10 protein-coding genes and 1 tRNA gene are annotated in these 11,600 nt (G+C 59.4%); 4 read left to right on the top strand and 7 right to left on the bottom strand.

From position 1 onward, the window contains the following. From HKN37_13685 to HKN37_13670, 4 genes are all read right to left on the bottom strand, one after another. Nucleotides 1-518 (bottom strand): T9SS type A sorting domain-containing protein (locus HKN37_13685; GenBank protein ID NNE47700.1); only part of this gene is annotated, 518 nt, incomplete at its 3' end. Nucleotides 519-1,101: 583 nt separating this feature from the next. Continuing rightward, a complete protein-coding gene (locus HKN37_13680) occupies nucleotides 1,102-1,767 on the bottom strand; it encodes an N-acetylmuramoyl-L-alanine amidase (protein ID NNE47699.1) in 666 nt (221 codons plus the stop codon). Nucleotides 1,768-2,004: 237 nt separating this feature from the next. Next, complete coding sequence (locus HKN37_13675) at nucleotides 2,005-2,169, bottom strand: hypothetical protein (GenBank protein NNE47698.1); 165 nt, start codon at nucleotides 2,167-2,169, stop codon at nucleotides 2,005-2,007. 302 nt (nucleotides 2,170-2,471) lie between these two features. Then, a complete protein-coding gene (locus HKN37_13670; GenBank protein NNE47697.1) occupies nucleotides 2,472-2,654 on the bottom strand; it encodes a hypothetical protein in 183 nt (60 codons plus the stop codon). Between the two features lie 123 nt (nucleotides 2,655-2,777). On the opposite strand from HKN37_13670, the gene HKN37_13665 reads away from it, so the two are divergent. Beyond that, nucleotides 2,778-4,694, top strand: a complete 1,917-nt coding sequence (locus HKN37_13665; protein ID NNE47696.1) for a tetratricopeptide repeat protein — start codon at nucleotides 2,778-2,780, stop codon at nucleotides 4,692-4,694. Between the two features lie 107 nt (nucleotides 4,695-4,801). Then, complete coding sequence (locus HKN37_13660; GenBank protein NNE47695.1) at nucleotides 4,802-6,925, top strand: amino acid permease; 2,124 nt, start codon at nucleotides 4,802-4,804, stop codon at nucleotides 6,923-6,925. Nucleotides 6,926-7,024: 99 nt separating this feature from the next. On the opposite strand, the gene HKN37_13655 is transcribed toward HKN37_13660, so the two are convergent. Beyond that, nucleotides 7,025-7,630, bottom strand: a complete 606-nt coding sequence (locus HKN37_13655) for a hypothetical protein (GenBank protein ID NNE47694.1) — start codon at nucleotides 7,628-7,630, stop codon at nucleotides 7,025-7,027. A gap of 547 nt (nucleotides 7,631-8,177) precedes the next feature. Next, a tRNA-Arg gene (locus HKN37_13650) sits at nucleotides 8,178-8,251 on the bottom strand. Nucleotides 8,252-8,436: 185 nt separating this feature from the next. Between HKN37_13650 and HKN37_13645 the strand changes: the two genes are divergently transcribed. Next, nucleotides 8,437-9,111 (top strand): TetR/AcrR family transcriptional regulator, encoded by a 675-nt coding sequence (locus HKN37_13645; protein NNE47693.1) that lies wholly within the window; start codon nucleotides 8,437-8,439, stop codon nucleotides 9,109-9,111. Further along, nucleotides 9,108-10,448 (top strand): AarF/ABC1/UbiB kinase family protein, encoded by a 1,341-nt coding sequence (locus HKN37_13640; protein ID NNE47692.1) that lies wholly within the window; start codon nucleotides 9,108-9,110, stop codon nucleotides 10,446-10,448. Before HKN37_13645 ends, HKN37_13640 begins: the two co-directional genes overlap by 4 nt. 51 nt (nucleotides 10,449-10,499) lie before the next feature. On the opposite strand, the gene HKN37_13635 is transcribed toward HKN37_13640, so the two are convergent. Further along, on the bottom strand, nucleotides 10,500-11,231 hold the full coding sequence (locus HKN37_13635; protein ID NNE47691.1) for a type 1 glutamine amidotransferase: 732 nt from the start codon (nucleotides 11,229-11,231) through the stop codon (nucleotides 10,500-10,502). Between the last annotated feature and the right edge of the window lie 369 nt (nucleotides 11,232-11,600).

The following is an 11,600-nucleotide window of genomic DNA, read 5'->3' as shown; positions in this document are numbered from 1 at the left end:
ACCTTGATCGGTCCGGACCCGACTACGACGAGACTGCGGGCCATCGACACATCCTTCCCTACTCGGACGCGGTAGAAGTAGATGCCTGCTGACAACCCGGCGTCGGAGTCCACGCGGCGACCCAGGACGTCAAACATCTCGAACTGCGCGTCTGACCTGTGGCCCCCCGGAGTTCCGTAGCGAAGCCGGAGCGTACCACTTCCGGCCGGAAACGGGTTTGGGTATGCTGGCTCAACCCAATACTCGTCCCGCAGCGTTGCCTCAGCGTCCTCAATCGCGACGGGCGTCGTCGCATTGAGGACGTACTGGCCAAGGTCGTTGGTAAGTACTTGCGTCGATCTCGGAGTCCCGTTGACCAGACGTGTGATCGTGACGCTTGTACGAGCGAGCGGGCTACTCGACGAGGACTCGGTTACCGTTCCACGAACACTAATGTCGCCGGTCTGAGCCCGCGACGGTATGGCAAGCGCGATCAGGAGGATGAAGTACGAAGCAGCTCGCACGACTGTCCGTGTCATCGGATAAGACGTGTGACGTGGGCTGTCGAAATAGCATCGAGTCATTTGTGAGGCCATAGAAGTCTGGAGTTGTTGAGCGTCGAGAAGGGTCGTCCTGCGTGCCCGACTGCCTTCCGGGCCAAGACACCGTGGGGTCGTCTGTGAGCAGGATTGCCTGGGCAAGAATTGGCAATGAAGTAGTCTGTTCTGCCAGTGTGAAGGGCGACACTCATGGCTCCTGCAGACGCCCGCCCTATTTGTACGGGGAATGGACGAATGTCGCTGTAGGATTTTCCCTTGCCTTGGTGTAGGAACGGCTCAAAAAGGCATCAGCGGGGGGGCTGACCGCGCCGCACCTCAGCAAAGCGGGAGATCGAGCTTCAGACAGAGAGTGCTCTAGAGTGCGAATATGAGGCCTTGTGTAAGACGTCCGTATAGGATCCGGCGCTTCGCACGAGGCTATCGAGATTCCGTCGTGATGAGGTGAAGACCTCTGGCTATCGTTGAACGACGTCTGGACGCTTACAGGGGCCAAAAGGCGCTTGTAAGCGCAGCAGCGCCGGAGCCGTTTTGCGAGTCAAGAGCGGAAGAGCGCCCCTTCAAATCACTTGAAGACCTGACCGTCGCTGTCCGCCTTGAGCATGTCGCCAAGTTCTCGTCGCAGTGCCGCCATGAAGTTGGGCCCCGGGTCCGATTTGACCGTGCGGTACTCCGGATCGTTCTCGTGGAAGAACCGGTGTCCTGGATGCGACGGCTCTTCCAGTTGCCGATACTCCGAGTGTCCGATCAGCACCTCGATACCCGGATACTTCTGCTTCAGATATCGAATTAATTCGATGTTCGACTCCAGCTGTGCTCGCGTCAGTAAATCATCACCTTGACCCTCGCCTCTCAGAGCGGCTTCCGTTATATCGCCGCGGCCGATGTTCTCGAACCCGATCGCGCTGTGGTTCAGTCCGATACAGTGCCGCCCGAAATAGTTGTCGGGTTGCACCTGGTAGATGGTTCCGTCCCGATCCACGATGAACTGAATCCCCACGTTGACCGCCCCGGCTTGATTTAGATAGGGTCTGCCGCCCAGCGTTTCTGGTGCGAACGTATCGAAAGCTCCCTGCAGCGTCGCCCCGGCGGTATAGTGCACGACGATCACCTTTGGATCGATCTCGAGGCCGGGGAAGTCCGGCGAACCGTACACCTCGCGGTAGTAGTCGCTGTAGTGGAGTTCAGCGTACTCCTTGATCAACTGAACCCGCGACGGCGTGAACTCGATCTTGAAGCTATGGTCGATGTGGGGCGGAGTCGCCGTGAGGATCTCGGAAGCCCGACAGGAACCCAACGCCGTTAGGCAAACGCCCATGATCAAGAGCTGAAGGCTTTTCATGGCCACGGTATCGTGAGGGTCGCCTCCGCGCGGCACAGTCTGTCTACTCGTCTTCATCGCCAGGCATACCTGGCCCAGTGGGACGCGACGCCCGGTGCACCGATCGAGGTAGTCAACAGGAGGCTATTACTCGGCTTTGTCGGCGTCGGCCTCGCCACTATCGGCGGGCGCATCTTCGTCGGTCGTCTGATCATTACGCTTGCCGAGTTTCTTCAAGCGCTTCTCCTCTTTCTTCTTCTTTTTGGCCTTTTCTCTCTGGCGTTTTGCGTACGAATAGTTGGTGCGGGCCATAGGGCGAGTTTCTTCTTGTGTAGTTGTAGGCGCGGGTGATGAGGCGGACTTCACATGTATGATGATCTGTCCGGCTCGTGCAGGTATATGCAGACGCGGCATCTGCATTACTGCTCATCTCAACATAGATGATATGAATATCGCTTGCAGTAAGCATGACGCATGCGTAATACGTGCCGAAAGAGCGTTTTATGGATCGGTCCTCTGAACTCCGTCACAACAAATTGGCAGCGCGGCGATTTTGAGATCAGGAGCATATTCGTGTGTTCCGGGATGCACATCCAACGGATCGGGCGCGGCAATCACGGCACGGACAGAACGGATTCCGGGACGGCGTTGCACGGCCGGGGAGTGTCTCTCCTATTCTCAATTGCAGTCAGCAGCATCTTGACCATTCTGAATCCGGATTCCAGTTCTTCAAACATGGCAAGTGCGGCGACAACCGGTAGGCGATCCAGCACGGTCGGGCCTATCTTTTCGTTCAATTAGCTGGATGATGAAGACAGGAATTTCTCCTGCGACACCGCGGACATTGGTGGTGGCTCCTCGGTGTCCGATAGGCGTCGAAGGTAATGGGAGGAAGCGGCAGTTCCCGGGACGTGGCGACAATGGTTGATTTTGTCAAAAGGCTCGCGCTGGGTTGTGTTGTTGCCCTGGCGTTCTTCGTCGTGATCGAGGTGATCCTGATGGCCGCCGGAGTGGTGCCGCTGTACGAGCGCGCCGACCCGTACGTCGGGTTCTCCGGCTACTCTCCGCTCTTTGTCGAACGCACTATGCCGGATGGAGAGCGAGTCTTTGAGACCGCGCCGAACAAGCTGCGGTGGTTCAATCCACAGCAGTTCCCGGCGCGGAAGTCGCCTGGCGTAACGCGCCTCTTTTGTCTCGGCGGCTCGACGACCTACGGGCGTCCATATGACGATCGAACGTCATTCTGCGGCTGGCTCCGCGCCTTTCTTCCGGCGGTCGATCCCGGTCGTCAGTGGGAGGTCATCAACGCGGGAGGAATCAGCTACGCGAGCTACCGGGTGGTTAGGCTGATGGAAGCCCTCGCTGAATACGACCCCGATATGTTCATCGTCTATACGGGACATAACGAGTTCCTGGAAGAACGGACGTATGGCAAGCTTCTGAAGACGCCCGAGTTCGTGCGAGATCTTGCTTCGCTGGCCTCCCGGATGCGGCTGTACAGCGCGCTATCTGACTTCACGTACGAGCGCGGCGACGTGCTTTCGACCGAAGTGCAGGCCGTGCTGGATCGTTCGGTGGGCCCGGAGGATTATTATCGCAACGACGAGATGCGGGGCGCGGTCCTCGACCACTTGCGAACGAGTCTGGAACGCATGACGCGCATCGCCGAGCGGGCGGGCGCCCGGATGATTCTGGTGACGCCGGCCTCCAATATCGCGGACTTCTCTCCGTTCAAGGCCGATCCGAGCGGAGGGATGAGCGAAGGGGACCTCGAACAGGTGAGCGCGCTCAAGCGTGACATGGTCGCGGCCATGGACGAAGGCAACGCTTCGCAAGCCGTGTTGATCGGCGAGCGGGCGCTGGCGCTCGACCCGCGGGATGCCGAGTTGCTGTATCAGCAGGGACGGGCCCTTCGCGCAGTTGGCAGGATAGACGAAGCGCGCCGGGCGTTCATTGCCGCCCGCGACGAGGATATAGCGCCGCTCCGTGCTCTTTCGCCGGTGCGAGGGATCGTCGCCGACGTAGCCCGGGAAAATGGCACAGGCTTCGTCGACTTCGCCCACATGGTCGATGAGCAATCGCCGGATGGCATTCCCGGATCAGGATCGTTTCTGGATCACGTGCATCCCACCATCGAGGGCAACCGAATGCTCGCCCTGGCTATCGTCGACGAGATGGCTCGGGACGGAGCCGTCGTTCCTGCCCCGACCTGGACCGACGCCGCCATCGCCGAGATCAGCAGGCGAGTGGAGGAGAGTGTGGACGATCAGGCGCGCGCGCTTGCACTCAAGAGCCTGTCGAACGTGTTGCTGTGGGCGGGTAAGCACGATGAGGCCGAGCGCCTGGTGAACCTTGCGGTAGAGACCACGGCGGAGGATTTCGAAACCCATCATCAGAGAGCGACGCTGCTTCGGCGAGAAGGTAGAGACCAGGAAGCGCTGACCCACTTCGAGGAGGCGGTTCGCCTTGCGCCGGGAAATCCCGCCGTGCGCATGGCCTTCGGAATTCTTTTGTCTGATCTCGGTCGCAAGGCCGAGGCGAGGCGGGAACTTGAAACGGTTGTCCGCCTGGATGGCGCGCACCCCGGTGCGCATTATGAACTCGGCGTTGTCCTGAAAGACCTCGGCCGGCTTGAGGGAGCCGAATCAGCGTATCGAACAGCCCTCGAGCTCGACCCGAACAATGCCGACGCGTACAACAATCTGGGAGTCATCGTCGCGATGCGTGGCGATCTCGCCGCAGCCGCCGAACTGTTCACTCGCGCGCTGCGCGCCGACCCCGATCACGCGAATGCGACCGAGAATCTGGCGCTCGCCCGTGAGGCGATGCGTCCGTGACCTGACACAAAGTGGGTCGCTGCTGTTCGACCGATGCCGCTCCCCGGGTCCGTAGAATCCGTGCTTTTCAGTACCTTGGCAGCGTCCATTAACTCCTGCTGCCGATCATGCCAGTACTGAAGAAGTCAGAGAGACTGAAGAAAGATCTAGGGCTGTTCGACGTGTACGCCATTTGTACGGGCGCCATGTTCAGCTCCGGATTCTTCCTCCTGCCCGGACTTGCTGCGGCCAAGTCAGGCCCGTCGGTCGTGCTGGCTTATTTGATTGCCGGCGTTCTCATTCTTCCGGCCATGTTCAGCAAGGCCGAGTTGAGCACCGCGCTGCCGCGGGCCGGAGGCACGTACTACTTCCTCGACCGGAGCCTCGGACCGATGTTCGGCACCATCGGTGGCCTGGGCACCTACCTGGCACTCACTCTGAAGACCGCCTTTGCGCTCATCGGAATCGGTGCATACGCGGCACTGTTTATCGAGCTGCCGATCAAACCCGTGGCGATCGGCCTGACGGTGATCTTTGTCGGCATCAACATCATCGGAGCAAAGGAAACGAGCGGCCTGCAACGTTGGCTCGTCGTGATTCTCCTGACAGTGATGGCATTCTTCATCGCCCAGGGATTCCACGAGATCATATTTGACCAGCCTCGTGATGTGACACGCGCCCGCTTCACGCCGTTCGTCGAGTTTGGATTGGAGGGTCTCCTATCAACCGTAGGGTTCATTTTTGTTTCGTATGCCGGCTTGACGAAAGTTGCCAGCGTAGCCGAGGAGGTGAAGAACCCGGAGCGCAACATTCCACTCGGTATGATGCTGTCGCTCGCCTCCACATCGTTCGTATACGCCGCCGGCGTCTTCATCATGGTGGCGGTGCTCGATCCTGTGTCCTTTCATTCCGATCTGACACCTGTGGCTACCGCGTCCGAGGCCTTTTTCGGGTGGCTGCCCAAACCGTTCGGCCTTGTGTTAATCGTGGCGGCCGCACTCGCCGCCTTCGCGTCCACCGGTAATGCGGGCGTGCTGTCGGCGTCGCGTTACCCGCTGGCCATGTCGCGCGACAGACTTCTGCCCGCGCTTTTCTCCCGGCTCGGTCGGTTTCACACTCCGTCCATAGCGATCGTAGCGACCGGCGCGCTCATGATCGTGTTCATTCTCGTGCTCGACGAAGAAGGGATCGCCAAACTCGCCAGCGCTTTCCAGCTGTTCATATTCATGCTCGTGAACTTCGCAGTTGTGGTCATGCGGGAGAGCCGGATTCCGTCGTACGACCCTGGATACCGTTCTCCGCTCTATCCGTGGATGCAGGTGGCGGGAGTTCTAACGTCGCTCATACTGATCATCTACATGGGCTGGCTATCCATACTCTTCACGCTTGGAGTGGTCGTAGTGTGCCTAGTCTGGTATTTCAGATATGCACGTCCGCACGTGGTTCGTGACGGAGCGATCTACCACTGGTTCAAGCGCCTTGGCCAGCGACAGTACGAAGGTCTCGACAAGGAATTCCGGACGATCTTGAAAGAGAAGGGCCTCCGCGTCGACGACCAGTTCAATGAGATAGTGTCGCGGGCCCGCATCATCGAGATGAACGAAAACGAGTCATTCGAGGATCTGGTAGCCAGAGCAGCTCGAGTGTTGGGTGAGCGTCTGCCGATACCGGCAGACAAACTGGAGGCGGGCTTCCTGCAGGGAACGAAGACAGGAGCGACACCGGTGGCGCAGGGCGCCGCCTTGCCACACCTGCATATCCTGGGGCTTGATCAGCCTGAGATGGTCCTGGCGCGGTCCAGGTCGGGTCTTCGAATGGAAGTCGTCGATGCTCTTGGTGAAGAAGAGGAAGCGACGCAGCTCGTCCACGCGATCTTTCTGCTCGTGAGTCCCGAGGAAGATCACGGCCAGCATCTCAGGATGCTCGCGCAGCTCGCCAACCGTATCGATGAGGATCACTTCCTTAAGAGTTGGATCAACGCGCAAAGTCCGGCGCATCTGAAGGAGCTCCTGCTCGAAGACGCGCACTACCTGACGCTTCGCCTGAGTTCGTCAGATCAGACCGCTGATCTGATCGGCAAATCGCTCAGCGAGCTCACATTGCCGGAGAACTCGCTTGTGGCGATCATCCGTCGGAGCGATCTGATGATTGTGCCGCGCGGCAACGCTGTACTACGCGAGAACGACAGGATCACCTTCATCGGCGACCCGGGGGCGCTTCGTACGCTGCGGGGCCGGTACACCTTCGTGTAGGTGCGGTGTAGGTACGGTCATATACTTCGGTGATGATCTGCGGCCCTACAATGTGGCCGGCCAATCCAGCCCTCCGCTACATCCTTAGGACTGCAACCCTTAGCTCGGCGGCTTGTACTTCCGCCAGAAAGCGCGCATGCCGAAGGCTTCAAAATGTCGGGCGACGAAGTCGCCATCTGACTCGTCACTACCCAAGGTCGGGAATGAGATTTCCAGTGTCGCGAAGAACCACGCTTCCTGGGGATCGAAGGCCTGTTTCAATCCGACATCTCCACTTCCTTCGAGCTGAACATGGAGTCCGACATCTTTCGTCGTGCTCGCCTCGATTATCTTTTGATACAGAAACGCCCAGTCCACAACGAGTCGAACTTCGACAGATTCCTCCACATCCTTGTCGACCTTGACGTAGAAGTCGAAATCTGGATGGTGTGTCGGACAGACTCCGTCCACGTTGACGAAGCCCGACACAATCCGTCGATCCCCACGCACTTCGCTACTCACACTCGCGCTCTCAAAGCCTTCCCAGTCCAGCTCGAGGTCCGGAGAGAGATAACCCTCCTCAACTTCCCAGTTGCCCTCCACGCGTTCTCCACACGTCGAAGACTCGCCTCCACCGATGCCAAGTATGTCACACCCGGGAAGCGCAAGGATCAGGAGGACAGCGATCTTCGGGTTCATCCATTTTCGGTCGTTTTCGATGCGCATGATATTGGCCGGTAGAATTGCCGGAGCGATACCCGCGCGACACGGCACGAACTCGTCCTCGCTGCAACAGCGGCCGTTGATCGCGCATCTGGATGTTCTTTCAGTATGCGGAAGAATGCTGACAGGTATTCCCCTCCCGGCAATGTACTAGGGACCCTGTCACCGCAATTGTCTGGCAGAGCTGAGGATGCAGTAAGACCTCTGATTGGCGCGCACGTCCGTCCCATAGCCATGAAGGAGAAGATGGAGTTGTGCGTCGGGTCGGGCCGCCGGGAGAGAAGGGGGGACCGATTCATGTTACACAGGTGTTCCGCAGTCGTCATAACACCGGGGGCGGCGCGAACGTCAGACGCCACCTAATCGACCCTCAAGGTCTTGTATGAGGCGTTCTTCTGGCGTGCCGGGCAAGCTTGTTCGCCGACAGACGGTTCATCAGTCGCGGGATGAATCCGCAATCGCCCCGTCAGCCGCGGCCTCCGAGAGTCCTATCAACGACCCTGAAAGACACAAAAGCTCCGATCAGCATTTAGCCAATCGGAGCCCTCTGCGTGCCCGGGAAGATTCGAACTCCCGACCTTCTGATCCGTAGTCAGACGCTCTATCCAGCTGAGCTACGGGCACGTTAATGCACGCTTCCTCCCGCGGAAGCGACGCATTCAGACAATCAAGCTATCGCGACGGTTCCGCGACAGCAAGCGAAAACGATGTTAATAGGCTCGGAGAAACTGTGCGCCGCACCGCCCCGGCGCCCCACAATCCCTGGTGAAGATGCGAACCGAACTCGCACATCGTCCGTAAGCAAGCGCATGGACATCACCCGAACTGCCATCATCGAGACCACCGTCGACGCCTACATCGACGATCCGACGAACCTCACGCCCGAGGCCATGTGCGAGAGAGCCGGCGTCGAGCGAAAGGCGTTTGATCCCCATTTTGAAAACGTCAACGAAGTGATCCGTGCCTGGTATCCGTATGCCGTCACCGGCGTTGCAGATCAGGTCGCCGGCATTCCCGATTTCGATGCACTGCCGCTGCAAGACCGCCTCGGCACGTTCTGTTTCATGCTTCTGGATGTGCTGGAGTCGCGTCTCCCGTTCGTGCAGGCCACCTTTGAACACCAGGCCGCCGGCTTCGGCTCGCAGTTCCATCATAGCCTTCGAGAGGTGCTGAAGACGGTGCTCCTCGCTCCGAACGTACCCGGTATCAACTACGTCGTCGTCGATACCGACGTGACGCGATTCGTCATCGCAGAGGCTATCGTGCAGATGATCAGCACCTGGCTCAAGGATGAATCGAGCGATCGAGCACGAGCGACTGCTCTCATCGACCGTGTCCTTGCGCTTCTGTCTGAGATCATGACCAACCGCGTCCCCGAACGCGCCGTCGACCTCGTGCGCTATGCCGTCGAAGCCGGATACCTGCCGCTGGACCGACTCCCGCTTATCGGTGACATGTTCGAACGAGACCAGCCGGAAGCATGACGGAAGACCGTTCGGATCAGGAGCAGTCGTTCCCGTCTTCCCGTCTCGGCAGAGGCAAGATCGCGGCGAAGACGGGCCTCAAGATAGGTGCGAACTACGCCCGCTACCTGGCACGAAGATCGGTCGGCGCGGGAGACGCGGAGACAGAACGTAGCGATCTCCACGGCCGCAATGCACAGGATCTTTTCAAGGAGCTGGTCAAACTCCGCGGCACGGCGCTAAAGCTGGCGCAGGGGATGAGCATCAATCCGGGCATTCTCCCCGAAGAGTTCGCCACGGTGCTATCCCAGGCGCAGTATCAGGTGCCGCCCATGAACTCCGGGCTCGTCCGATCCCTCATCCGCAAGAGCCTCGGCGACTACCCGGAGAACGTGTTTGCGTCCTTTGAGCCACAGGCTCTGGCTGCTGCCTCGCTTGGACAGGTCCATCGCGCGCGCCTTCCGGACGGCCGCGCAGCCGCCGTCAAGATCCAGTATCCCAATGTCCGCGAGAGTATCGAATCGGATCTGCGTGTCATCCGGGGAATCGCGCAGCGCGTGATGGGCGGTAGCTCAATTGAACCCTACCTGGAAGAGGTTCGAGTGCATCTCTGGGAGGAGACGGACTATCTGCAGGAAGGCAAGTACATCGAGTTCTTCGCCGGGCAGTACCAAGACGAGCGCGTCATCACACCAAGATGGGTACCGGAGTTCACCACTCAAACGGTACTCACGATGACGTTCGTTGAGGGTCTTCACCTCGACAGTTTTCTTGCGACCAACCCGTCCCAGGAGCGGCGCGACCAGTTCGGCCAGCGTCTGTTTGACTTCGTTCACGAACAGGTGGCCGCGGACAACCTGACAGTCCACGCCGATGCCCATCCCGGTAATTTTCTGTTCCGTCGCGACGGCAAGATTGGTGTACTCGACTTTGGCTGCGTCAAGGTCTTTCCGCGCTCGTTTCGCGACGACCTGCTGCGCCTGTTTCGGGCTCGTCTCGAGGACGACGAGGAAACGCTGATGCGGCAGTACCGGGCGCTCGAGATCCTGCAGGATGGCTTCGATGCAGAGCAGGAGGCCTACCTGCTAGAGCTCATCCACGATTTCGGACAGATCATCGTGACACCGTACCGCAAGGACAGCTACGACTTCGGCGACAGCAACATGCTCGACGGCTTCAAGGAATTGCTTCCAAAGGTCACAGGGCGGGAAGCATTCAAGCACCGCGAACCGGTAGGATCGCCGCACTTCGTTTTTGTGAACCGGCTCGTGGCCGGTCTACTCTCGCTTCTGACGCGTCTTGAAGCCCGCATTGACGTTCGTAAGGGGAGGGAGCTGCTGTTCAGTGTCATCGAGTGATCGGTTGGATATCGGTTGGCGGACAACGGCGCGTCGATAGCCGACACCGACTTATCTGCCGATCACAGCGTGCTCCACAAAACGCCTGAGCAACCCGTTGGCTTCGGGAGTCTCCCTCAGTTCTGCAACGAACTCCGCAAGCGGGATGCCGAGAATCTTCGGGATGTATTCCGGATACGCTTCCAGTCGCTCCACCATGGATGCGATCGTAAGCTCAGGATGAAACTGGGTACAATAGATGGGCTTCTCGCGAATCCGGAACGCCTGATTCGTGACGCGATCTGTCGATGCGAGGAGTTCGGCGTCGGCAGGCAACGCGGTGACCGTGTCCTGATGTCCCACGTGGGCAAGGAACGGAGTGCCGACCGGTCCAAAAACGGAATCTCGCTCACCCTCGGCGGTGAGCCGTAGTTCTTCAGTCCCGAGCTCGGCGCACGACGGATCTGTCACGACCTCTCCGCCCAGCGCGCGCGCCATCGCCTGGAATCCCCAGCAGGAGGCGAACGTCGGCTTCGATAGTCGATGCAGATCGCGCATGGCATCAAGCGCGGCCTCAAGCCAGGGGCCACCTCGCGCAACCGAATAGTCGCCGCTCCCACCCAGAAGCACGGCATCGACCGCCGCAATCTGCGAACGAGTCGGGACTCCCGTCAACAGGTCGAAGACGTGAATCTGTTCCGTGCCACATCCCAGCGCCCACGCAAAACAGTCCACCTCCTGAGGAATCATCGGATCCCCCGGATTTCGGACCTGAAGCAGCAGAAATCGAAGACGTGCTGACATTTTGAAGGTGTAGCTGGGCGTAACGAGACGCAAGATAAGACCTCCCGCGATTGTCACGCCCGATACGCGAGTGCAGCGCGGTGGTGGGTCCTTCGAACCTGCCGACAGAACAACGCGTTCCACGATCGGAGCCTCTCGCTCTAAACGCGTTTCCTGCACATCAAGAAGTCATGACTCCGAGAGCGCGCATCAGATCGATCGCCCTGACGTGCTTCGTTCTTGTCGGGTGCACCAGCCGTGACTGCCTCCCGCCTCCATCCGCGGACGGCTCGCCGCCCGAACTCACACTCACTGTTCTCTTTCGTGAACTGTCCTCGGGGGAGCAAGACACACTTGTGGTCTTGCCGGGAGACCCGCCTGCACGTGTCG

Source organism: Rhodothermales bacterium (assembly GCA_013002345.1).
Lineage (GTDB): Bacteria > Bacteroidota > Rhodothermia > Rhodothermales > JABDKH01 > JABDKH01.
This window is presented reverse-complemented; position numbering and strand designations above follow the sequence as displayed.